This window comes from Lutibacter maritimus (genome assembly GCF_900116115.1).
Taxonomy (GTDB): Bacteria; Bacteroidota; Bacteroidia; order Flavobacteriales; family Flavobacteriaceae; genus Lutibacter; species Lutibacter maritimus.
On record NZ_FOZP01000005.1, the window covers coordinates 136,175 to 160,874 of the forward strand.

The window sequence follows — 24,700 nt, forward strand, 5'->3', positions numbered from 1 at the left end:
TTTTTCCACTTTTTAGGCAGCTCTTTTTTTAATGTTTTTTATAAGCTTTTACGCCAGCTTCAATTGCAATATTTAATGTGTTTTCTTTGGGTGGAATTGGACACGAATATGTGTGATTATAAGCGCAATAAGGATTGTAAGCTTTATTAAAATCTATAATTATGGTGTTGCTTTCTGTTGATGGTATTTCTAAATCCATAAACCGTCCGCCACCATAAGTACTTTTTCCATTAGTGGTATCATTAAATGGTAAAAATAAATAGTTTTTATATTCAAGAGAATTCATTAAATCTTGACTTTGGTAAATGTTTAGTTGGTGTTCTTTTCCATCTAAAACAAAAGTTGCAATCGCATATTTTCTATACAAAGGCAATCTATCGGTAGTTGTTTTTAATTCAAAAACGGGTGAATTTGGTGTGTATTCCAATTGGGCAGTTACTTTGTATTTTTCATTTATTTCAAAAAACTCTAATGCTTTAAAAGTTTTTAAATCTTCTTTTGTTAATGGAGATTTTGATGCATCAGCATATTCAGTATTTAATTCATATTGAAATAGTTTAATTTCATCTTTATATGTTGTGTTTTGAGATGTACAGTACGTAAGTGTTATAGAAATTAAAAGTAGGCTAAGTAATTTTTTCATCATAAAATATTTAAATTCAAAAATAGTAATTAATAATAACTCGTTGAAAATAATTAATTTTTAATGAGAATTTTTCGTCAGTTCGAGTGATTTTAGACAGAAAATCGTATCGAGAACGGATAGACGATTATTAAAAACTATTTCTCAATACATTTTTGTTCCGTTATACTTCACAAAAATACTCGAACTGACGTTTTTAATAATTACATCCAACTGTTTAATAATAATAATATTATAAGAAGTTAATGATTGAAAATTATTTTGTATGTTTGAACTTTAAAACACAAAAAATGAATTATTGTACACAAAATACGGTGGTAAATAAGTGGTTATTAAATAACTATTTTGCTGTGTGTGTATTGTAATTATTAAAAAATAAATAATAGCAATTCAATTTAAGCCCAGCAAATAGCTGGGTTTTTTTAGTTTTAATACCATGGTAAAAAGAACAATTAGAGGGTATCATAATTCTTTTAAGGGCTTGTCAAAAGAAGTTTGGTTTTTAGCGCTAATTACATTTATTAATAGAGCGGGTACTATGGTGCTGCCATTTCTGTCGTTATATTTAACACAAGATTTAAATTTAACCTTAAGTCAGGTAGGTTGGATTATGACTAGTTTTGGAGTTGGATCATTTGTTGGAACTTGGATTGGTGGAAAATTGTCTGATTCTATAGGTTTTTATAAAGTAATGGTTAGAAGTTTGTTAACCACTGGTTTTTTATTTATTGCACTCCAGTTTATTCATACTTTTGAAGGTTTTTTAGTAGGGATATTTTTAACTATGATGGTAGCAGATATGTTTAGGCCAGCAATGTTTGTGTCGTTAAAAGCATACAGTAAGCCAGAAAACAGAACAAGATCATTAACCTTAATTAGATTGGCGATTAATTTAGGATTTTCATTTGGTCCTTTTTTAGGAGGAATAATTATTGCATCTATTGGCTATCCTGGATTGTTTTGGGTAGATGGTTTAACGTGTATTGCCGCTATTTTTATTATGAAATTAGTGTTGAAAGAACGAAAAGTTGCAAATAATAACAATACACTTGATGAAGATATTGTTACGCAAGTAAAATCGGTTTATAAAGATAAACCATTCTGGATATTTTTAGCTGTGGTGTTTTTAATGGGCTTTGTATTTTTGCAATTGTTTACAACTATGCCGCTGTATTATAAAGAAATTTTTTCATTATCTGAAGTTCAAATTGGATTGTTAATGGCTTTAAATGGATTTTTAATCTTTTTGTTTGAAATGCCTTTAATTCATTATATCGAAAAAAAACTGCTTGATAAATTAAAGATTATTACCTGGAGTTTGTTGATTTTTGCTTTAAGTTTCCTGGTTTTAAATACGGTAATGTGGGTAGGCGTTTTAATTTTAGGAATGTTACTAATTACCGTTGGTGAAATGTTGGCATTTCCGTTTACAAATAATTTTGCAATGAGCAGAGCACCAATAGGAAAGGAAGGGCGTTATTTAGCACTATATTCTATGGCGTTTTCTTTGGCACATATTTTTAGTGCCAAAACAGGTATGGAAGTTATTGATAGGTTTGGTTTTGCAGCAAACTGGTATTTAATGGGTGGTTTAGGTTTGTTGGCTATGGTATTAATGATTTGGCTTAGAAAATCTTTAAAGGCATAGTTTACAAAGTATTCGAATATCTGTTTATTCAAGCGTAGTCGAGAAGTACCAAGTTAGGCTGTTGCCTCTAGCGCAGTTGGGTGTTTGTCAGGTCGAGCGCAGTCGAGACCTAGTTTATTTTATCATAAATTAACCTCTCAACTGCGCTAGAGGTTACAATAAAATAGTTGAATTACTCATCCATCATCTCTCATCACTGAACACTATTTCAAATATTTTTCAATCACTTCTTTTACAATTTTACTATCATCAGCAGCATTTACATCGGCGTTTTTATAAATTATTTTTCGCTCTTTGTTTAAAATAAACGTCCAACGTGGTGTTGTAACCCCTCTAACCAATAAAAAGCTTTCACCATCAAATTCTTTGTTAATTGTTCCGCCTTCGGTAGTTGGTACCCCAAATACTTTAGAAATAGTGCCCTTAGCATCTGATAATAGTGGAAAATTTAATTGGTACGATTCTTTAAAATGCTGTAAGCCCTCAACTTCATCACCGCTAACACCTATAACTGACACATTCAATTTATCAAAAGAAGCTTTGTTATCTCTATAGGCACATGCTTGTTTAGTGCAACCACCTGTCATAGCTGCTGGGTAAAAATAAACCACCAAAAAATCGGAGGTTACCTTTGCTGATTCCCACGTTTTTCCGGAAGCATCTGTTCCTGAAAATGGTGCAATGTGGTCGCCAATAGTTAATTCTTGTGAAAAACCAGTAATTGTTAAAGTTATTAGTAATAGGGATGTAAATAGTGTTTTCATTAGTAGTAGTTTATGTTGGTAATAATACCATTTTTTTGTTAGTTATTTAATTTAGTTTCCGCTAAATGGAGATCCAAAAATTCCTATAGCAAGTTCTAACCATATAATTATAAGGGTTGCAAGAATTGCAAGAATAATTGCAATTCGATACTTTATTTTCTTTATTTTTCTCCATGCAAACTCACACATTAAGCCAGTTCCAATCAGCAGAATTCCAGCTATTACAAAATCAAAAAGACTCCAATTTACATCATCTGTGTACTGCATTGCAATTAATGGTATAAACAATAGCGCTAATGCTGTGCTTATGATAATAACAAGCCTTTTGTACTGCATAATTATAAATGTTTTAAGTTTTGTACACAAATCTAATTATTTTATAATACATTAAAACGCAATGCTAAATTTTTGATTAGAAATCCGCTATTAATTAAAAAGTAGTATAAAATATTTTTATTCTATCGCTATGTTGTCAATCTCTTTCATCAATCTATCGGTTTCGGTTAAAGCAACTATTATTTTTTGATAATGAAATATATCCTCCATTTCTAGAATTCTGTCTTTTCTATCTTTTAACCATTTTTGTGCTGGTTGATAACCACCAATGTAAAATTCCCAAGCTACTAACGGAATAGTATCGAAATATTGTTCTTCGTTTATCCAAATTCTGCCTAATTGCTTTTCGGTATCAAATAACTCCCAATCTTTTGTGCCTACTTTGGTGGTAATAGTATTGTCTCCACCTTTTGGATAGCTTGTTATGAAATTTTCAACTGTTGGGCTTTCTAATAAATGCAGTTGGCGAAGCTCGCCACCCAAATTAACCAATTGCCAAAATGTTTCAGCATTTTTTGGATAAGGCACGCGTGGAAAATCTATTTTTAAAAACTCTTTGTATTTCTCACGGTAGGTGGGCGAATGCAATACCGCATAAATATAATCTAAGATATCTATAGGCGCAAAGGTTGTTTTAAAATTGTTGGTAACCTCGCTACTATTGGCAAAACATACATTGCTTTCCGTTTCTTTTTCAGGGGTAAATGTTAACCCTAAGGTTTTGGCTAGTTGGTTTACTATTTCGTGGTTTAAATTGGGTACTCTTTCTGTTTTTGTGGTGGTTAGTTGTTGGTTGTTGGTTTCTGGGTAGAGGTAGAGTGGGAATAAACTTGTTATTTCACTTGTTTTATTTGAAACATAAGAACTTTCAATAATTTTATTTGTTATAAAAATATGTTGATATGAATCACCTGATTTAAACTGTTTACAAAGCGACAAACCCAAATTATCATTGCTAATAAAATGTTGCATAACTTCTAAACGGCTTCTTTCAATGAAATCATTATTATAATACAAGTTCCTATTATCAAAAGGTCTGTATGTAACAGTTGTAATATCATTCAAATTAAATTGTTTAGAGTTTAATTTAACTTCATCAATCTTCCAACTTTTATTTTCCCGTAAATTATATTTATTAAGTAATTCTTCTTTTTCTAAAGTGAAAAATGATTTTATCCTATTTTCAAGAACTTGTTTATTTTCATCAATGACAAAACCATCACGAGAAGTAACTATCCCAACATTATTAACAGGAAATAAATTTGTTAAAGAAAAACCTTTATTATATTCATCTTCAACTTCAAAATCTTTTTGCACCATAAAATAATTGGGTGCTTTATTTGGCAACTCTTTGTAATTAATTGTTTTTAAGGAGTTTTTAGTTAGGAAGTCATATTTAAATTCACGTTTTCCAAATAAATCATAATGAAATACTTTTCCTAATTCATTGGTTTTTTTGTTGCCTGTTTTTACAAAAATGTTAATGGAAACCCCTTGCATAATATCAAATACATTTTGGTCTGTTGAGCCATCAGGGCACGTTTCTTTCTTTTTACTATTGCCATGTAAATCTATGGTATAAATTTTATCGTAGGTTTTTAGCAAGTTCCAACGCATTCCTCTAAAAGTTGGGTTATCTAAAAAACCATGAGGATTGATAAATGCCAACACACCACTTCCGTTTTTTTCAATATAATATTGTCCGTAACGTAAAAACTTCACGTAATCATCATTTATCCATTTTGGGTTACGTTCGTTTAATTTTTCCTTTCCCCCAGGTTCTTTTTTATAATCTTCCATAAGGCTCATAATCCAATCGCCTTTATTAGCACTTTCGCCACTATAAGGCGGATTTCCAATAATACACATTACAGGGGTATCGCGTTTTATATGGTTGGCTTCATTGGCTTCACTACTTAACCAATTGGCAAATAATGTACCTGTATCTGGGTGAAATTCTTCTAAACTGTTGGTTAAATACACACGTGTACGTTGGTTAGAAGCTGGTTTAAAACCAGTTTCTTTTAGCAATAAATCGAGTTGTAAATGTGCCATTGCGTAACTTGCCATTAACAACTCAAAACCATTTAAGCGCGGTAACAAACTGTTTTCAACATAACTACTCCAAATGCCTTCTTGCCCTTTAAACTTTTTGTGTACGTGTTTAATTACTTCAGCTAAAAACGTACCAGTACCCGTTGCAGGATCAAGTATTTGTACTTTGTGTACTTCTTGGTCAACCTCTTTATAACCGCTACTATAGTTTTTATTTGCAATGTCAGTTTTTACTTTAATAGTGGTTTTAGAAGTATCTGCTAACCCTTGTGGTAAATTAAATTCGGTTTTTAAAATATCATCTACCGCACGTACAATAAAATTTACTACAGGTGCAGGTGTGTACCAAACACCACGTGCTTTACGTAATTTAGGGTCGTACTCACTTAAAAAGGTTTCGTAAAAATGGATAATTGGATCTTCCATTTTTGTTGATTTTCCGTAGTTTTTTAAGATTTCTTCAACATTACAAGCTAAAAATATTTCTGTTAAATTGTCTACTATCCATTTAATGCGGTCGTCAATATCAGGTCCGGCTATATAGCCAAACAGTTTACGTAAAAACGGATTTGATTTAGGAATGAGTTCTGCAGCTTCTTGCCGTGTAAAACTTTCTAACGTTGGGTCGTGCAAACGCGCTGCAAACAAACCGTAGGCAATGGTTTGCGCGTATACATCTGCAAAGCCTTTGGGTGTAATATCGTGTATTAAAATATTTTTAAAAGCAAGCATTTGCTCTTTAAGTGTACTGTCTTCATTGTGGGTTTCATCGCTTGTTAAAGCCTTTTCAATAACATCAGACAGTAAGCGTGCTTTACCTGCCATCATTTCTGCCAGTTTTTTAGAACTTTTGATGGTTTGGCTAACGTGTGTGCAAAAGTCTTTTAGTAAATTTTCAAATGTTATAAAGTTTTCAGGCAGTGGCTGTATTCCTTTTTCGCTAATGGTTGCAATAGCCACTTTTGTAATAAATGCGCCATCTTGGTAAATGTGAAAATCTAAATAATCTGTAAAAATAAGGTTATTTAAAGACGCTTTGTAACGGTCAAATTGTTCTTTGTTTCCAGTTTTCTTTTTACCTTCTAAATCTTTATCGCCAATATCTTTAGCCTCAATAAACCCAACGGGAATTTCTTTTTTAGCTAAAATATAATCGGGCGCACCACAACTTTGTCGTTTCGGTTCGTTGGTTGCTCTAACATCTTTTACTAAACTTTCAATAAGTAGTTGTAAATCTCCTCTAAAAGTGTGTTCGGTTGCGTTCCCTAGTTGGTAACGTTGGTTGATGTTAGTAAGGTATTGTTCAATAGTCATCGTTTCTTTTTCAATTTTTTTATGCGCTTACTAAAATAGTATTTTTGTAGCAAGCATTTCATACTAATCAATAAAAAAAACGTGTTGGGTGCAATTTTTAAAAACGTCCGTTCTAGTTTTTTTGTGATGTAAAACGGAACACTAAATGTATTGAGCCCCGTTTTAATGACATTTTTAGTATTCTCGACTGTATTTTCTAACGAAAATCACTTGAACTGCTATAAAAATAGCATCAAAAACTAATGATACCCAAAAGGATTAAAAAAGTAGTCTTTTTTTTGAATATAGGTTTGTTTAAAACGTTGCCTATTAAATGTTGTTATTGATACGTATAAATTTTGTAAAACTCCTTATTAAATCTTAACAAAGCTTGGTATGGTTTGTGTTGCTAAAGTACAAAAGAGTGTTAAATAATGTAGATAAATTGGGTAAGTAATGTACATAAAATAGTTGAAAAATGTACTATATTTACAAAATGACTTAAATTGCTTATAAATAGCTACTTATAAAGGTAGGTGTAAATTACAAAAAACAATTAATAAATTACTTAATAATAACAATTTATTTATACACATTTTTAAATTTTAAAACCCATTTGTTTATGGCCATACGATATAGAATTACCAAACGAACCAATACCATAGCAGCAACCAAAAAAGAACAATATATTATGCAAGCTGTTAATACTGGTACTGTTAATATTAGAAAAATAGCTGAGGAAATTAGCACCGAGAGTTCTTTAAGTGTACCAGATGTTATTGGTGTAATAACGGCATTGGGCTTAAAAATGACACAGCATTTAGAAGTTGGTAAAATTGTGGATTTAGGTGATGTTGGGAAGTTTAAAATTGGATTTCAGAGTACGGCTGCTGACTTGGCTTCAGAATTAACGCCGAAACGAAATATTAAGAAGTTTCATTTAAATTATCAACCAGCTTTAGAAATGAAACATTTGTTAAAGAAAGGAATAACTGTTTATAAAGAAGGAAGCAGAAGTACCGATTAATTAGAATGACTATTATTTGCAGTTAGCAACAATTATAATTTACCTAAATTAGGTTTAAATAATCTAGTTATAATGGGTTTAAATGTGTTTTAAACTTTAATTAAATACTGTTAGGTTGTTTACTATCAAAAAGACTACATAGACTTAAATCAATTAATGTTAGAAATAATTTTCTTTTATTTTAAATAGATTAATAGAGTATAGGTATTAGGAATGTTTAAATAGGTTATGCAATGGTAACATCAATGCCTAGCTCAAAAAGTCTGTTTTTTGTTTTTTCATCAATACCACTGTCGGTAATTATTTGGTCAACTTCATGAAGTCCGCAAATTCTCCCAAATCCTTTTCTCCCAAATTTAGAAGAATCGGCCAACACAATTATTTTATGAGCGGCTTTAATCATTTCTTTGTTTAATGATGCTTCCATAGAGTTTGTTGTGGTAAGTCCATAATCTAAATCTATACCGTCTACACCTAAAAACAACTTGGTAAAGGTAAATTCGGCCAGCATTTTTTCACTAATAGGGCCTATAACAGATGAAGAACTGCGTCTAACAATTCCACCTAATTGAATAACATCAATATTCGGATTTTCTGATAAAATTAATGCGGTATTTAATGATGCGGTTAATACAGTAAGTCCTTCAACAGGTTTTAAATGTCTGGCAAATTCTATAACAGACGTTCCGGAAGCAATAATAATACTATCATTAGGTTCTAAAATTAATCCGGCAGCCGAAGCTATTCTTATTTTTTCTTTTGTTTGAAGCTTTTCTTTAACATTTACATGGTTTTCTGTAGTGTATGGATTAGAAGGGATTGCTCTTCCGTGCGAGCGAAACAATAATTTTTTTTCTTCTAATGCTTTTAAATCTTTTCTAATGGTAACTAATGAAACATCAAACTCTTTACTTAAATCAGTTACTTCAACAAAACCGTTTTCTTCCAATTTTTTTAAAATTAATTTATGACGTTCTGCGATATTTAAAACCATTGTATTGTTTTTTTATATAACAAATATAGTGTAATGTTAATTTAATTCGAAATATTTCGAAATAAATTTCATGTAATATGTGGCTTTATATAAAAGTATTTCTTTGTTTTAAAATTCATTGTTTAAGTTTTGAGGAATCAGTTGCTTACGTTCTTTTTATAAAATAGAAATATTTAGAAAGTCTGATAAAAGTCATATAATCTTAAAAAAAATATAAAAAAACTTTCGTATACTTTCGAAATGTTTTACATTTACGTTGTGATAAGAAAAAAAATATTGATTTAAATTATTTGAGATATGAAAAGAAGTGAGATGATTGATAAAATCAGCGGTACTACAAAAGAATTTGATTTTATTATTATAGGTGGTGGAGCTACTGGAATTGGAATAGCCTTAGAAGCTTCAGCAAGAGGTTATTCGGTTGTGTTGTTAGAGAAATCTGATTTTACAAAATCAACTTCTAGTAAAAGTACAAAACTTGTGCACGGAGGAGTTCGTTATTTGGCACAAGGAGATGTTGGGTTGGTTAGAGAAGCAGTTGTTGAAAGAGGATTGTTAACGCAAAATGCACCGCACTTAGTGAAAAATCAATCATTTATTATACCTACTCATGGGTTATTTGATGAATTACAATACACTGTAGGATTAACAATGTATGATTTGTTGGCAGGGAAATTAAGTTTAGGAAGATCAAAAAGAATATCAAAAGCTAAAACATTAAAACGTATTTCAACAATAAATCCTGATAAAATATCAGCAGGAGTTGTGTATCATGATGGTCAGTTTGATGATACGCGTTTGGCTATAAATACATTACAAAGCGCTACGGAATTAGGGGCTATTGTTATTAATTATTGCTCTGTAAATGGTTTGTTGAAAGATGATAAAGGAGTGATTACCGGAGTGAAATGTTTTGATGAAGAAGGTGGAAAACAATACGAAATAAAAGGAAAGCAAGTTGTAAATGCAACAGGCGTATTTGCTGATGCTATTTTAATGATGGATTCTCCAAATGCTAAAAAAACGATTGCACCAAGTCAAGGAGTTCATTTAGTGTTAGATAAATCATTTTTACCAGACAATGACGCAATTATGATTCCTAAAACGGATGATGGAAGGGTATTATTTTTAGTGCCTTGGCACGGTAGAGTGGTTGTTGGAACAACAGATACACCTATAAAAGAGGAGTCTTTAGAGCCAATTGCTTTAGAAGAAGAGATAGAATTTATTTTAAAAACAGCTGCAAGATATTTAACAAAAGCACCAAAACGAAGTGATGTATTAAGTGTTTTTGCAGGTTTAAGACCTTTAGCTGCTACTGAAGAAGGTAAGAAAACGAAAGAGATATCTAGAAGTCATAAAATATTTACATCAGCTTCAGGAATGTTAACAATGGTTGGTGGAAAATGGACAACTTTTAGAAAAATGGGAGAAGATTTAGTTGATAAAACCGAAATTAAAAACGGTTGGCCTAAACTACCAACAAAAACAAAACATTTAAAAATACACGGATATAAAGAAAATCCGGATCATAATAATCCTTTATACTACTATGGATCTGATGAAGCTGCAATTTTAGAAATGGCTTCAAAAATTGGCAATGGTACGTTAATAAGCAAAAGCTTACATGTAATTGAAGCACAAGTAAAATGGGCTGTAGAACACGAAATGTGTCGTACTGTTGAAGATTTTCTTGCGCGTAGAACACGTTGTCAATTATTAGATGCTCGTGAAAGTATTAAAATGGCTCCTAGGGTTGCTAAAATAATGGCAAAAGAATTAGGAAAAGATGAAGCTTGGCAAACCAAACAAGTTGAAGATTATTTAAATGTAACAATGAACTACATTTTATAAAAGATTAACCATAAAACCCAATATATAATGAAAAACAAATTAATTTTAGCCTTAGATCAAGGTACTACTTCCTCCAGAGCGATTTTGTTTAATCACAACGGAGAAATTGTGAGAGTTTCTCAAAAACCATTTGAACAAATTTTTCCAAAACCAGGATGGGTAGAACACAACCCAAACGAAATTTGGTCATCACAAATATCTGTTGCTGCTGAAGTAGTTGCACAGCAAGGTATATCAGGTGAGGGAATTGCTGCAATTGGTATTACAAATCAAAGAGAAACTACCATTGTGTGGGATCGTGAAACTAGTGAGCCAATTTACAATGCAATTGTTTGGCAAGATAGAAGAACGGCTAAATATTGTGATGAGCTAAAAGCTGCAGGTCATATTGATATGATTAAAAAGAAAACAGGTTTAGTATTAGATGCCTATTTTTCTGCAACTAAATTAAAATGGATTCTTGATAATGTTGAAGGAGCAAGAGAAAAAGCTGAAGCAGGTAAATTATGTTTTGGTACTGTTGATACTTGGTTGGTTTGGAAATTAACAAGAGGTAATATGTTTATTACCGATGTTTCTAACGCAAGTAGAACAATGTTGTTAAATATTCATACACTAGAATGGGATGAAGAATTATTAAAATTATTTAACATTCCAAAAGCAATTTTACCTACAGTAAAACAAAGTAGTGAAATTTATGGAACAACAGCAACAACATTATTTTCAACAAAAATTCCTATTGCAGGTATCGCAGGTGATCAACAAGCTGCATTATTTGGGCAAATGTGTACAAAACCTGGAATGGTAAAAAATACGTATGGTACAGGATGTTTCTTATTGATGAACACAGGTGAAAAGGCTGTATATTCTAATAATAATTTATTAACAACTGTTGGATGGAAAATTAATGGAAAAACAACTTACGCTTTAGAAGGAAGTGTATTTGTTGGTGGTGCAGCTGTACAATGGTTACGCGATGGAGCAAGGGTAATTAAAACAGCACCGGGAGTTAATTCATTAGCGGAAACAGTAGAAGATAATGGAGGTGTATATTTTGTACCTGCATTAACTGGTTTAGGAGCTCCTTATTGGGATCAATATGCGCGTGGCGTAATTATGGGTATTACTCGAGGCACAACAGATAATCATATTGCTCGTGCAACATTAGAAGGTATTGCATTTCAAGTTTATGATATAGTAAAAGCGATGGAAGCTGATGCAGGAGAAAAAAGTATTGAATTAAGAGTTGATGGTGGTGCAGCTGCTAGTAATTTGTTAATGCAAATTCAGTCAGATTTATTCCAATTTAAAATTATTCGTCCAAAAACTTTAGAAACTACAGCATTAGGAGCTGCTTATTTAGCAGGTTTAGCTGTGGGTTACTGGGATAGTGTTGATGATATTCAAGCACAATGGATCGTTGATAAGGAATTTTTTCCAAAACTAGAAAAAGAGAAAGTAGAAAACATGTTGCATTACTGGCATAAAGCTGTAAAATGTGCACAAAACTGGATCGAAGATTAATAAATTATTCAAAAATTATAAAAAATTAGATTATGTCAATTCTAGTAGCAGAAATATTAGGGACAATGTTGCTTATTTTATTAGGTAACGGAGTTGTAGCAAACGTAGTTTTAAAAGATACAAAAGGAAACAATTCTGGATGGATTGTAATTACCACTGCTTGGGCTTTAGCAGTTTTTGTAGGAGTAGTAGTTGCAGGGCCTTATAGTGGTGCGCATTTAAATCCAGCAGTAACTATTGCGTTAGCAACAGCTGGAAAATTATCTTGGAGTTTAGTGCCTGAATACATTGCAGGAGAAATGATTGGAGCAATGTTAGGAGCATTTTTAGTATGGTTGTTTTATAGAGATCATTTTAATGCAACCGATGATGAAGGTGGAAAATTAGCTTGCTTTAGTACAGGACCAGCTATTAAAAACACGTTTTCAAATTTAATGAGTGAAATTATTGGAACCTTTGTTTTAGTATTTGTAATATTTTATTTGGCAGGACCAAGCTTAGATATTATTGGTGATGGTATTAACGGAAAAGCGATTATTGGGTTAGGTTCATTAGGCGCATTGCCAGTAGCATTCTTAGTTTGGGTAATTGGTTTGTCATTAGGTGGAACAACAGGTTATGCTATTAATCCAGCAAGAGATTTAGGACCAAGAATTATGCACGCTATTTTACCAATAAAAGGTAAAAGTGACTGGGGATACGCTTGGATTCCTGTTGTAGGTCCAATTATTGGGTGTGTAATTGCAGCGCTTTTATATGTTGCTTTAGTTTAACAAGTTAAATAATTAAAATTTTAAAAATATAATAATGAAAAAAATATTATTAATACTATTAGTAGCCGTTTTATCAGTTCAAATGAGTGTAGCTCAAGAAACTGAATTGAAAGATGGTCCTGTTGATTTTTCTGTGAATCTACAATCAAACCACTTATGGAGAGGTTTGGTAATTACAGACAAGCCAGTAGTTATGGTACTTACAACTTTTAAATTAAACGAGTCAGGGAATTTTACTGCAGGTTTTTGGGGTGGAATGGCTATGTCTAATGATAGCGATGGAACGCATTACAAGGAAATAAACTATTATATGCAATATGCTGCAAATGGTTTTTCTATTGGATTATGGGATTTATTTAATACAAGAGGTGTTGCAAGTCCAGATGTTTGGGATTATAAAAAAGAAACTTCCGGACATTTATTAGATTTAAGAACATCGTATAATTTTGGTGAAAGTTTTCCTTTAACTTTAGAAGCAGACTTTTTATTGTTTGGTAGCGGAGATTCACAAATTGCTACTAACGGAGATTTTGAACAACGTACTTCAACTTATGTGCAAGTTTCTTATCCTTTAGTTAATAATTCTAAAGTGAATTTAAGTGGTTACGTAGGAGCAGGTTTCTCATTGAATGGAGATACGCATTTATATGGTGACGGACAGGAAAATTTTGATGTTGTAAATGTTGGTTTAACAGCTTCAAAAACATTAAAATTTTCTGATTTAAGTATTCCGGTTTCTGCAACAACAATGTGGAATCCTTCTACTAAAATAGCAAGAGTTCAATTAGCGGTTACTTTATTTTAATTAGAAAATATTTACACAGAGTTCTTTATATTTACACTACCCATAATTATAATGTAAAAATTATAATTATGGGTTTTATTTTTTTAAAAAACAATTGAATTCAGTTCTTCAATTGTTGCGTTATTTTTGGCAGCTTCAATAATTAATTGAAATGAATTATCCTTTACTTTTTCAATTTTTAAATTTTCTTGAGCTGTTATTTGCGAGAATCCACCTTTTGATAGTATTTTTTCAAAAAGAGTCCATGCCTTTATTGAAATTTCTTCTGTTGTTTTTTCAATAAATGTTGAACCTGCCCAAGGATCTATTGTTTTTGTAATATGAGTTTCATTTTCAAATATTAGAAAGGTATTTTTATTAGAAATAATACGTTGTGCACCTCCTAAAATGGCCGAAAACACTTTGTGATAATTACTAAAATTTTCAGTTGAATGTATTTGTAAGGCAAATGAATATTGTTGTTTAGGTTTTAATAAATGTATCATTTTTGCCCAAAGTAATCTTGCAGCTCTCATTTTTGAAATTTCCAATAAATGATCTCCACTTATATTGTAGTTAAACGAAATTTTTGAAGCAACAGCATCCACTAAAACGCCATGTAAAATACAATTATTTAAATTTTCATAAGTTTCAGCTAAAAAAAAAGCTAATTCATTTTCAATACTTGATTTAAGATTTGGTTGAATTGCTGAAATTGAAAGTGTTTTAAATTTTGGTAAATTTTTAGTTGAATAAGTTAAAATAGTTTCAATGGTATTAAAGTAAAAATTACTGTTAATAAGCGCATTTTTATAATTGTAATTAACCGATAAATTTAAAGTTTCTTCCTTAAAACCTAATTGTTTGCTTGCGGCTATAAATAATCCCAAAACTATTAAAATGGAGTTTTTAGTGCTTAATGTTATTGATAATTTATGTAGTGGAAGTTCATTTAATAATAATTTCATATCTTCAATTGAAGATATATAAATACCAGAATTTATTGTTGGTAACGTGTTTATTTCAAGAATAATGGATTTATAATCGGTATTTTCTTTTATAAATGTATTACTTTTTACTGGCGATGAGAAATTGACTAATAATTGTATAGTTAGCTGTTTTTTAAGAACTGTAGTAGCATTAAGCCCTCTAGTATATGGAGGAACTCCAGCAATAAAATCTTCATGTTCAAAATAAGAAATTTTCTCATGTTGAGCTTGAATAGAAAGGTCTGAAAAATCTTTACGTTTCATTTTTATTGTTATTTTTGCTCTAATTTTTCTGCTAATCTTTTCGCTTTAATTGGTATAATAACTGTTTTTCTATACGTTTTAGTTGTTGAGGTTTTATTAAAATAATCCAATTTTTCTGTGTCATTTTTTGATGTGTATGTATTGCTTTCTACCAAAACAAGTGCTCCAGTATTAAATTGATGTTGTTCTTTTTGAGCACTTTCATTAATTTTTCTTTGAATAGTACCTTCTTTTAGGAGTTGTAAAAATCCACCACCTTTTTCAATTTCTTTAAAAACTATAAGTGCTTTTTCAGCAATTTGTTTGGTTAAAGATTCTATGTAATAATTCCCCTCTGTAATTTCTGATCTATTTTTAGTAGAAAATTCCTCTTTTAAATTGATTAAATTTTGTAAACAAGATTTATTGGTCACATTGTTAGAAATTGTATGAGCACCGCCAATGATGCCGCTCATAAACTCTGTTGAAGCTCTTTGTACAAAGCAATTATAACAATGTGAACTTTTGTTTCTAAAACTCGGTTCAGCAAAAATTGGAACATCAACTGTTGTTTGGTATGCTGTTAAAACTAAATTTAATAAATAACGGAAAGCTCTAATTTTGGCAATTTCAAAAAAATAATTGTTTCCTATAGCAAAATTAAACTGGATGTTATTTGCAATGTTGCCGCCAAATTTGTTGAAGTATTCATTTGCATGGGCAAGGGCATAAGCAACTTGTTGTATAATATTAGCGCCTGCATTTTGGTACAAACCCACATTTACACTTAAAATATTGGCAGCAGGGTTTGTTTGAATGAGCTGCTCAATACTTTTAAAATCATTGTTAAAATTAGAAAACCAATTACCCGTTTGTGCAAAATTTCCTATAATATCAATGTTTAAATAAAGAGTTTCAGCATTTAAAAATGCACAAAGTTCTTGTATAAAGCTTTCAGATAACAATCCGAAGCTAAAATGGAATTCAATATTTTTATGTAATAAATTTTGAAATAATGTATTAAAATCAAACGGTTTTAATGCGTCAAATTTAAGAGCGTTTACACCTTTTTCAATAACAGATAATGCTTCTAAATTTGCAGTTTCTTCTGTTGTAATTTTTATTGTTTGGCAACTGTTAAAATTATTTTTGGTTGCAGGAACCATTATTTTTTCAAAATTATCGGAATGATAAAATGGTTTTATAGTAATTCCTTCGTTTGTTTGTGTGAGTAGTGTTTTGTTGTAGTCAGCGCCATTTAATTCGAACTGAATCTTTTGTTTCCAAGCTGTTGAGGAACTTGGTTGAAAATCATTTGTTAAAAGATTAGACATAGCTTTAGTGTTGAAAAAAGATGCGCTTAAAAATACGTTATTTTTTTTCTAAAGTATCGTATTCAATAATGTAAATATCTTCATTTTCTTTTTTCATATGGTATTCTTCACGGGCAAATTTTTCTAATTCTTCCTTGTTTTCAAGCTTATTAATTAATTCTTTGTCGTGATTTATTTGCGTGTTATAATATTCTTTTTCGCTATTTAGTTTGTCAATTTCCTTATCAAATTCCCGATGTGTTAAGTACGAATTTTCATCAAAAAAAAGCATCCAAACAATAAATATTGCTAAAATAACAACATATTTATTTGTTATAAATTTTATGAATGGCTTATTTCTGAATTGTTTAAAAGTCATTTTTTATAGTTTGTTACTTATCACAGTTCTAACAATATCAATTGCTACAGTATTATACCGGTCATTTGGAATAATAATATCTGCATAATTTTTAGTAGGTTCTATAAATTGTTGATGCATAGGTTTTAGCGTATTTTGGTAACGTGTTAAAACTTCATTTACATCTCTGCCACGTTCTTCAATGTCTCTGCGAACTCTTCTAATTAAACGTTCATCAGTATCCGCATGTACAAATATTTTTATATCAAATAAATCTCTTAATTCTTTATTGTTAAAAATTAAAATTCCTTCAACAATTACTACTTTTCTTGGATGTGTTATTAGTGTATCTACAGTTCTGTCGTGTGTAACAAAAGAATATACAGGTTGTTCAATAACTTCTCCTTTTCTTAATTGTTTTAAATGTGCAACTAATAAATCAAAGTCAATAGCTTTTGGATGATCAAAATTTATTTTGGTACGTTCTTGGTACGATAAATCGTGGGTAGCGTTATAATATGAATCCTGAGAAATTACACATACTTCATCGGCAGGAAGTTCATGTAAAATTTGATTTACTACGGTTGTCTTTCCACTTCCAGTGCCTCCGGCAATTCCTATTACTAGCATACTTTAATACGTTTGTTTATAATTGCGAATTTAATAAATTTAAATAGCATTCATTTATTTTAAATAAAATAAAAAAGCCTCTTCAAATTTGAAGAGGCTTTTTTGAGCCGATAGAGGGACTCGAACCCACGACCTGCTGATTACAAATCAGCTGCTCTAGCCAGCTGAGCTACATCGGCTTATTAACGGGTGCAAATTAAATTACTTTCTAACTAATTACCAAATATTTTTTCATATTTTTTTAATTATTTTTTATCCATTTTAGTTAAACCAATTATTTACATTTGATTACATTATTTTAATGCTTAAAAAGTGACTTAAATTAGTGTTTAGTGTCTAATAAGTTATAATGTAAATTTTAAAGATGAAAAAAATAGTTTTATTGCTAATTTTAGCTGTTTGTGTAACCAATGTTTTTGCACAAAAAAAAGAAAAATTAAAAGGAAATAAAATAGTAACTGATGTATTTAATACTTTAGAAGGGTTTAATGCCATTGATATTGGTGATAATTTAAAAGTCACAATTTCTCAAGCTGCTAATAATGGTTATCATTTAATGGCAGATGAAAATCTAGTAAGTGATATTAATTTTCAGGTGATAGATAGTGTTTTAAAAATTTATACTACTTCAAATATTGTATCAAAGAAAAAACTTGAAATTGATTTAACCGTAAAAAATATTTCAAATGTAACTTTAAGAAATGACGCTGAGTTACTTTGTTCAAGTAAAATTTATGCAAAAAATTTAACGTTTGCAGCATTTGATGATGCATCTTTTAAATTAGATTTAAAAGCAGATAACTCTTATTTTAGATTGGCAAAAAGTGTTTCGGGTGAAATTAATTTAACGGGCGAAAAAGCCATTGTAATGTTGGATGAAAATGCATTTATGAAAGGCAATGTTGTTTTAGATGAATTAGAATTAAAAATGGTAGATAGGTCGGATTTAAATTTATCGGGAGAAGTAACTGAATTAAAATTTACAGGAACTAATTCTGGTACTTTAAAAGGTAAAGATTTAAAAACAACCAATTCAAACGTTACTATTTCTGAATCTTCTAACATTTATATTTACACCAGTAAGTTATTAAACATTTATGCAAAAGACAAAAGTAAAATTTATGTTTATGGTGAACCTGAAATTAAAGTAGAGGGTTTAAATGATAAAGCTGAAATAATAAAAAGGTAATACTGCCTAAAATTTAATTACATAATGAAGCCTTCAATTTTTTTTGAAGGTTTTTTATTTCTAAATTTTAGAATTTATAGATGTTAAATTCCTTTTTTTGAAAAGGCGCTATTTTTTAGTAAATTAAACAGTCATATTATTTGTACCAGTGTTTTTAATTTCAATAAAAAAAGATTTACTAATACAGTTTGCTAATATTGTTATGTTTTTTTTATGAAATAAACATTCAATTTAACAAAATATTATGCGTTTAATAAATACATAAATTTAATACTTTTACATACAGATACTATAAAAATAAAAACGATGAATTATAAAAAAATAGCCAAAATAACAGCAGTAGTTTTAGTGCTTTTTGTTGCATTATTGGCTGCTGCACCATTTTTACTAAAAGGAAAAATTAAAAATGCAGTTTTAACTGCTATTAATGATAATGTAAATGCTAATGTTGATTTTAATGATGTTGATTTAAGCTTGTTTAAAAGTTTTCCTAGTGCTGCACTTACCATATCAGATTTTAAAATAACAACCAATGCTCCATTTGAAAAAGATACATTGACTTTTATAAAAGAATTACATTTAAATATGCCTATTACTGCGCTTTTTAAAAGTAATAGCGAATCTATTCAAATCACTGATATAAAGTTTGGTGATGCTTATGTAAATCTAATTTCAAATAAAGAAGGCAAAACAAATTACGATATCATGAAACCTTCTGATGCAAAAGATAAAAATAAAAAGGATGCGATTAATTTTGCCGTAAAAAGTTATGAAATTACCAATAGTCATATAAAATATAAAGATGAAGCAGCAAATATATCGTTGGAATTAAAGGAATTTAATCATTCTGGTTCTGGCGATTTATCTACAGAAAAATCGAAGTTAGACACAAAATCATCTGCAAAATTGTCTTTTCAATTTGACAAGATAAAATATTTTGAAGATAATGAATTGTCTTTAGATGCCATCATTGGAATTGATTTAAAAACAAACACCTATTCATTTCTTGAAAATGAAGCAAACATTAGTGGTTTACCTTTAATTTTTGATGGAAATGTAATTATGTTAGATGAAGGTCAACAAATAGATATTAACTTTAAAACTCCAACATCTTCATTTAAAAACTTTTTAGCAGTAATGCCAAAAGAGTATGCTAAAAATTTAGATAATGTTAAAACGGAAGGTGATTTTACTGTAATTGGTGTTATTAAGGGAATGAATAATGATGATAGAATTCCTAATTTTGATATAAATATTGCGTCAAATAACGCTTCTTTTAAATATCCAGATTTACCAAAAAGTGTTGAAAACATAATAATAAAAGCACTTATTAAAAACGAAACTGGAATTATTGCTGACACCTATGTTAACTTAGATGCTTTAAATTTTAGAATTGACCAAGATAAGTTTGAATCTAACGGAACTATTAAAAATTTAACAACAAATCCGTTAGTAAATGCAAAATTAAAAGGAACAATTAACCTTGCAAATATCTCGCAAGCGTATCCGTTTAAATTGGAACAACAATTAGCTGGAATTTTAAAAATGGACATTGCTACCAACTTTGATATGGAAGCTGTTGAAAAAAATAACTATGCGCGTATTAAAAGTAGCGGTTCAATGGCTTTGTCTAATTTTGTGTATAAAGGTGAAGAATTTAAAAATGAGTTTAACATAAAATCTACCGCTGTTAATTTTACGCCTCAAGCCATTGTATTAAAAGAATTTATTGCATCTACAGGAAAAACAGATATGAATGCTACTGGAACCATACAAGATGTTATTGGTTTTGTTGTATCAAATAAACCATTAAAAGGTAATTTTAATTTGACATCTAATACTTTTTCTGTAAACGATTTTATGAGTGATGCTAGTGCAATAAATACAGAAACAACATCAACATCAAAAGCAGCATTAAAAATACCAGCTTTTTTAGATTGTACAATATCGGCATCAGCAAAAACAGTTTTGTATGATAATTTAGAACTTCAAAACCTTAAAGGTAAAATGTATATTAATGATGAAAAAGTTACGTTAGAAAACGTAACATCATCAATTTTTGGAGGAAATATAGCTTTAAGCGGAAATGTTTCAACGAAAGAGAATACACCAACCTTTGCAATGGATATTGGTATGAATACATTTAATATAGCGCAATCATTTAATAAAATGGAAGTGTTAAATGCTTTAGCGCCAATTGCTAAAATTATTGGAGGTACTTTAAATTCAACATTAAAATTTTCGGGAAATTTAAATGAAGATTTAATTCCAAATTTGGGTACAATTTCAGGAAATGCACTTGCTGAAATTCAAACAGAAAATATAGATGCTAAAACGTCACCATTATTAAACACTTTGGCAAGTCAGCTTAAATTTATAGATCTTTCAAAATTAGATTTAAATAATATTAAAGCGTTTGTTTCTTTTGAAAATGGAAAAGTAAATGTGAAACCGTTTACTATTAAATATAAGGATATTGAAATAAATATTTCTGGTAGTCACGGTTTTGATAAAACAATGGATTATAAAGCAACTTTTATGGTTCCGGCAAAATATTTGGGCGCTGAAATAACATCATTAATGGCAAAAATGAGTAGTGAAGATGTTTCTAAACTAATTGTACCTGTTACAGCAAATATTGGAGGTAATTTTACAAATCCGAGTATTACAACGGATTATAAATCGTCTGTTACTAATTTGACAAAACAATTGGTGGATGTAAATAAGTTAAAAGGAAAAGGTACAGATATTTTGTCAGGCTTATTAAAAGTTCCATCTACAAATGAAACGGATACTGTAAAAAATACAACAACTCCAAAAGTTGATGTTACAAAGCCAAAAGTAGTTGTTGATAGTTTGGTTAAGAATAAACTAAAAGACTTTCTTTCTGGTAACAAGAAGAAAAAAGATACCGTTAATTAAAGATGTTTTTCATTAAAAAATGATACAATAACAGATGAAATTTTAATTTCATCTGTTATTGTATCATATCAATTCCTTGTTCAAAAATAACATCAACAGGAATATTAGAGTTGCTTAGTTTATTTAAATCGGATTGTAATTCTGGGGATATAATACCTTTTTCTTTTACCAATTTAGCTACGCCGTTATAATCACCGTTTCCTTGTAACTTTAAAATAAGTTCAGATAATTCGGTCATTGCAATTTCCATTTTATTGTAATTCACCGTATATGTTCCAAATTTATTTTTAGTAAAAGCACCTTTTTCTTTAAAAAAGTTAAAACGAATCATATTTGCTTTACCGTGCGCACTAGATGCTCCAAAACGAACAGACCTAAATATTCCAGCCATAAAAGTGGTCATATAATCTTTAATATCACCATCTAATTCTCCTTTTTTATGAAGTTGTAACACCATATACAACCCTAAAATATCTGCCTTTCCTTCTTCTAAAGCTGATGCTAATTCTTTTAAAGAATTTCTAACAGTGCCTTTATCGTTAATGGTATTTTTTATTCCTAAACCGTGCGCAACTTCATGAAACATGGTATTTGCAAAAAAAGCATCAAACGTAACATATTTTTGTTGTGTGCTATCAATTAAAACTTTTGAAATTGGCAACATAATGTTATCAAATTTCGCTTTCATAGCATTTTTTAATTGTAATCTTCTCGTTCCTTTTTGCAATTGCACTTCTTCATCATTTGGTAAATTAATTGCAATGGTTTTGCTCCCGGCATTACAATCTCCAGCATAATACACAACATCATACGCATTTAAATCTGAATCTGTTCCAGGAATTTCAGCTTTATAAATAGAATCTACGGGTAAACCTTTTTGAAGTTCTGGTAAAAAAGTTGCAAAACGCGCTAATTTAGCACTCCATTTTTGATCTTTTATTAAAACATACGCTTCGTGTGAAGCTTTAATTCCGAACAACTGATCTTCATAGGTTTCAATAGGGCCAATTACAATATCCAACGTATTGGTTTTCATATCCATCCAAGCTAAATCACTCGCTTGGTAATTATCATCTAAAAATGCTAATGAACGTAATTCTAAATATTTTTTTAGCCCAAGATCTTCTGCTAACATTGATGCTTCCATTAAAAGCATAGAAACTTTAGCAACCTTTTCTTTAAATTGTTTGTGATAAGGAATTGTTGTTAATTTTCCTAAACTATCTCTTCTAATAAATGTGTACTGACTTAATTTTGTTTCATCTGAAAATGCTTCAAATTCTACTTTGGTCATGTTTTTGGGATAGTAATTTGCGCCCAAAGGTTTTTCGTTAATTCCATCAACAAAAGCTTTATTTCCATCTAATCTGTCCCAAGGACCATAGTTAATTTCAATATACTTTTTAGTAGCTTCATCAGTAACGCTATCTAATAATTGCTTGCAGTCTCCATAAGCTTCGTACCAAAATAAATCATTCATTATTTTAGCTGCATTTATTAAAATAGGCAACATTTTTCTTTCATTTTCAGTTAAATTATTAGTGTTTGATGTTAATTTAAATGAAATATAATTATTTAGCTTTAACTCCATTTCAGTAATTTTATCTTCAACAGTAACTTGTTTAATTGGTTTACGAGCTACTTTATTATTTTCACACGAAAAAAGAACAATAGCAATTAGAAGTAATATTAATTTTTTCATTTATAAAATTATTTAATACTATCTATTATTTTTTGAGTTTTTTCTTTATCGATATCATAAGGCATTGTAATTGCTTTTTTGTCAGGAAATTGCTCAATCATTAAGGTTGTTGATGGAAATGCAAATTCTACACCTAATTCTTTAGCTAATTTTAAAATTTCCATGTGTAGTTTATGTTTTGAAGCTTGTTCTGAATCCCAATCTAATTTGGTAAAATACACGTTTAATAAAATTAATAAAGAAAAATCTCCAAAGCCAATAAATTCTACATTAAAAGCATCGTTTCTTGTGCCAGAGTCTAATTCAATAATTTTTCTGATTCCAATAATAAAAGCATCAATCAATTCTGGTGGCGTATCGTACCGAATTCCTAAATTTGTTTGATAACGTCTGTAAGCGCGTAATCCCTTATTGTTAACCACCATTTCTGATAAACCGCTGTTTGGAATTTGAAAAATTGATGTATCGGCAGCTCTAAGTCTTGTAGATCTAAATCCAACTTTTTCAACAGTTCCTGCAAAACTTCCAGCTTCAATCCAATCGCCAATATGAAAAGGTTTATCAATAAAAATCATAATGGTACCAATAAAGTTTTTTACAGTGTCTTGTGACGCTAACGCAATTGCTATACCACCAATAGAAGCTCCTGCAATTACAGTAACTGGATCTACGCCAAAAAGCGTTAAAAGCTTTAAAAAACCACCAATTATTACTACTCCAGTTAAAAAGTTGTCTACAATTGGTACTAATTGATCGTCTAATTTTCCGTGTGTTGACTCGGCATAATCACCATAAATAATCATAATAACCTGTACTAGTTTTAAGAAAACATAAATCCAGAAAACAGTTGTCATGATGTTTAGCGCTAAAAAGATAAAAGTATTTACCTCTAAATGAAGCATTAATGATGGGAGTAAAGATTTTATAAACCAAATTAACAGCAGTAAAACAACGGGTCTTGTTAATTTTCTGATAGATAAATTTATTTTATCGTTGGTTTTATGAACTAACAAGTATTGAATTCTTCGAAGAATTAAATACACAATCTTTCGTAAAATATAAAAAAGGACTAAACTTAATAGGCCTAGTATTAAAATTCCAAAAAATTGCCATAGTTCAATTTTCAAAAAACTGCGATGTCCAAATTCAGGAATAATTTGCTGCAATTTCTCGGTGTACCAAGGGAAAACACTTATATAAATATCATTAATTTTACTAGTGGTTTCAGGAGAGTAATACCAGTTTCCACCAATTTTTTCAACATAAATATCTGGCATTTGCGAAGGAAATAATACATATTTATACCCAATTTTAAAGCCAGATGTATCTGCATACATTTTGTCTGTTGGTACTTTTGAAAAATCAATTTTTAACCCTTTACCATCCAATATTTTTTTTAATTTAATAGCTATTTCTTCGGCTTCTTTACCGCTATAACCATAAATAGTTTGGGCAGATTTACTAGGTTGATATGAATCATCTTGTAAAAAATAAAGATGTGTGTATATTGTAGCGTTTGGATTACTTAAATCAACTTTAACTTTTTTTTGGGCAAATAATGTTGAAGAAAGTAATAAAAAAAATAATAGTATTTTTTTCATTATTTAAGTTTTTTTAAAGAGTTATCAAATTTAAATACAAAATTTGAAAGCCTATATT

General features: G+C 29.9%; 19 protein-coding genes and 1 tRNA gene. 8 read left to right on the forward strand and 12 right to left on the reverse strand.

From position 1 onward, the window contains the following. Positions 1 to 28: 28 nt before the first annotated feature. The gene (locus tag BM335_RS09405) at positions 29 to 643 is read right to left on the reverse strand and encodes a DUF1684 domain-containing protein (protein ID WP_090225983.1); all 615 of its coding nucleotides are present in this window, start codon (positions 641 to 643) and stop codon (positions 29 to 31) included. 436 nt (positions 644 to 1,079) lie between these two features. Here BM335_RS09405 and BM335_RS09410 point away from each other — a divergent pair, with 436 nt between their 5' ends. Continuing rightward, positions 1,080 to 2,291, forward strand: a complete 1,212-nt coding sequence (locus BM335_RS09410; RefSeq protein ID WP_090225987.1) for an MDR family MFS transporter — start codon at positions 1,080 to 1,082, stop codon at positions 2,289 to 2,291. 203 nt (positions 2,292 to 2,494) lie between these two features. On the opposite strand, the gene BM335_RS09415 is transcribed toward BM335_RS09410, so the two are convergent. The 3 genes from BM335_RS09415 to BM335_RS09425 all read right to left on the reverse strand — a co-directional run bounded on the left by BM335_RS09415 (position 2,495) and on the right by BM335_RS09425 (position 6,760). Further along, positions 2,495 to 3,055: a peroxiredoxin gene (locus tag BM335_RS09415; protein ID WP_090225990.1), complete on the reverse strand. Its 561-nt coding sequence runs from the start codon at positions 3,053 to 3,055 to the stop codon at positions 2,495 to 2,497. A 51-nt stretch (positions 3,056 to 3,106) separates the two neighbouring features. Next, on the reverse strand, positions 3,107 to 3,391 hold the full coding sequence (locus BM335_RS09420; protein WP_090225995.1) for a hypothetical protein: 285 nt from the start codon (positions 3,389 to 3,391) through the stop codon (positions 3,107 to 3,109). Between the two features lie 117 nt (positions 3,392 to 3,508). Next, positions 3,509 to 6,760 carry a type ISP restriction/modification enzyme gene (locus BM335_RS09425; RefSeq protein WP_090225998.1) on the reverse strand — a complete coding sequence of 1,084 codons (3,252 nt, stop codon included), beginning with the start codon at positions 6,758 to 6,760 and terminating at the stop codon, positions 3,509 to 3,511. Positions 6,761 to 7,361: 601 nt separating this feature from the next. Here BM335_RS09425 and BM335_RS09430 point away from each other — a divergent pair. Beyond that, positions 7,362 to 7,766 (forward strand): HU family DNA-binding protein, encoded by a 405-nt coding sequence (locus tag BM335_RS09430; RefSeq protein ID WP_090226001.1) that lies wholly within the window; start codon positions 7,362 to 7,364, stop codon positions 7,764 to 7,766. A 226-nt stretch (positions 7,767 to 7,992) separates the two neighbouring features. Here BM335_RS09430 and BM335_RS09435 read toward each other — a convergent pair whose 3' ends face one another. Beyond that, positions 7,993 to 8,760 carry a DeoR/GlpR family DNA-binding transcription regulator gene (locus BM335_RS09435; RefSeq protein ID WP_090226005.1) on the reverse strand — a complete coding sequence of 256 codons (768 nt, stop codon included), beginning with the start codon at positions 8,758 to 8,760 and terminating at the stop codon, positions 7,993 to 7,995. 297 nt (positions 8,761 to 9,057) lie between these two features. Here BM335_RS09435 and BM335_RS09440 point away from each other — a divergent pair, with 297 nt between their 5' ends. The 4 genes from BM335_RS09440 to BM335_RS09455 are packed head-to-tail and all read left to right on the forward strand — an operon-like array spanning position 9,058 to position 13,716. After that, positions 9,058 to 10,614, forward strand: a complete 1,557-nt coding sequence (locus tag BM335_RS09440) for a glycerol-3-phosphate dehydrogenase/oxidase (RefSeq protein WP_090226010.1) — start codon at positions 9,058 to 9,060, stop codon at positions 10,612 to 10,614. 27 nt (positions 10,615 to 10,641) lie between these two features. Continuing rightward, positions 10,642 to 12,138 carry a glycerol kinase GlpK gene (glpK, locus tag BM335_RS09445; protein ID WP_090226014.1) on the forward strand — a complete coding sequence of 499 codons (1,497 nt, stop codon included), beginning with the start codon at positions 10,642 to 10,644 and terminating at the stop codon, positions 12,136 to 12,138. A 32-nt stretch (positions 12,139 to 12,170) separates the two neighbouring features. Beyond that, the gene (locus BM335_RS09450) at positions 12,171 to 12,911 is read left to right on the forward strand and encodes an MIP/aquaporin family protein (protein ID WP_090226017.1); all 741 of its coding nucleotides are present in this window, start codon (positions 12,171 to 12,173) and stop codon (positions 12,909 to 12,911) included. A 34-nt stretch (positions 12,912 to 12,945) separates the two neighbouring features. Beyond that, positions 12,946 to 13,716, forward strand: a complete 771-nt coding sequence (locus BM335_RS09455) for a hypothetical protein (RefSeq protein WP_090226019.1) — start codon at positions 12,946 to 12,948, stop codon at positions 13,714 to 13,716. 83 nt (positions 13,717 to 13,799) lie between these two features. Here BM335_RS09455 and BM335_RS09460 read toward each other — a convergent pair whose 3' ends face one another. The 5 genes from BM335_RS09460 to BM335_RS09480 form a co-directional block, all read right to left on the reverse strand. Then, complete coding sequence (locus BM335_RS09460; protein WP_090226022.1) at positions 13,800 to 14,948, reverse strand: methylmalonyl-CoA mutase family protein; 1,149 nt, start codon at positions 14,946 to 14,948, stop codon at positions 13,800 to 13,802. A gap of 8 nt (positions 14,949 to 14,956) precedes the next feature. Further along, positions 14,957 to 16,261: a methylmalonyl-CoA mutase family protein gene (locus tag BM335_RS09465; protein ID WP_090226028.1), complete on the reverse strand. Its 1,305-nt coding sequence runs from the start codon at positions 16,259 to 16,261 to the stop codon at positions 14,957 to 14,959. 37 nt (positions 16,262 to 16,298) lie between these two features. After that, positions 16,299 to 16,619 (reverse strand): FtsB family cell division protein, encoded by a 321-nt coding sequence (locus BM335_RS09470; RefSeq protein ID WP_090226033.1) that lies wholly within the window; start codon positions 16,617 to 16,619, stop codon positions 16,299 to 16,301. Positions 16,620 to 16,622: 3 nt separating this feature from the next. After that, positions 16,623 to 17,228: a uridine kinase gene (udk, locus tag BM335_RS09475; RefSeq protein WP_090226038.1), complete on the reverse strand. Its 606-nt coding sequence runs from the start codon at positions 17,226 to 17,228 to the stop codon at positions 16,623 to 16,625. A 105-nt stretch (positions 17,229 to 17,333) separates the two neighbouring features. Then, positions 17,334 to 17,407 (reverse strand) — tRNA-Thr (locus tag BM335_RS09480). 185 nt (positions 17,408 to 17,592) lie between these two features. Between BM335_RS09480 and BM335_RS09485 the strand changes: the two genes are divergently transcribed. After that, on the forward strand, positions 17,593 to 18,417 hold the full coding sequence (locus tag BM335_RS09485) for a GIN domain-containing protein (protein ID WP_090226043.1): 825 nt from the start codon (positions 17,593 to 17,595) through the stop codon (positions 18,415 to 18,417). A 306-nt stretch (positions 18,418 to 18,723) separates the two neighbouring features. Next, complete coding sequence (locus tag BM335_RS09490; protein ID WP_090226046.1) at positions 18,724 to 21,339, forward strand: AsmA-like C-terminal region-containing protein; 2,616 nt, start codon at positions 18,724 to 18,726, stop codon at positions 21,337 to 21,339. 55 nt (positions 21,340 to 21,394) lie between these two features. Here the strand turns inward: BM335_RS09490 and BM335_RS09495 are convergent, their stop codons facing one another. Both BM335_RS09495 and BM335_RS09500 read right to left on the reverse strand, forming a co-directional pair. Continuing rightward, positions 21,395 to 23,041, reverse strand: a complete 1,647-nt coding sequence (locus tag BM335_RS09495) for a dipeptidyl-peptidase 3 family protein (RefSeq protein WP_090226050.1) — start codon at positions 23,039 to 23,041, stop codon at positions 21,395 to 21,397. A gap of 8 nt (positions 23,042 to 23,049) precedes the next feature. After that, positions 23,050 to 24,642: a mechanosensitive ion channel family protein gene (locus BM335_RS09500; protein ID WP_090226053.1), complete on the reverse strand. Its 1,593-nt coding sequence runs from the start codon at positions 24,640 to 24,642 to the stop codon at positions 23,050 to 23,052. Positions 24,643 to 24,700: the final 58 nt, after the last annotated feature.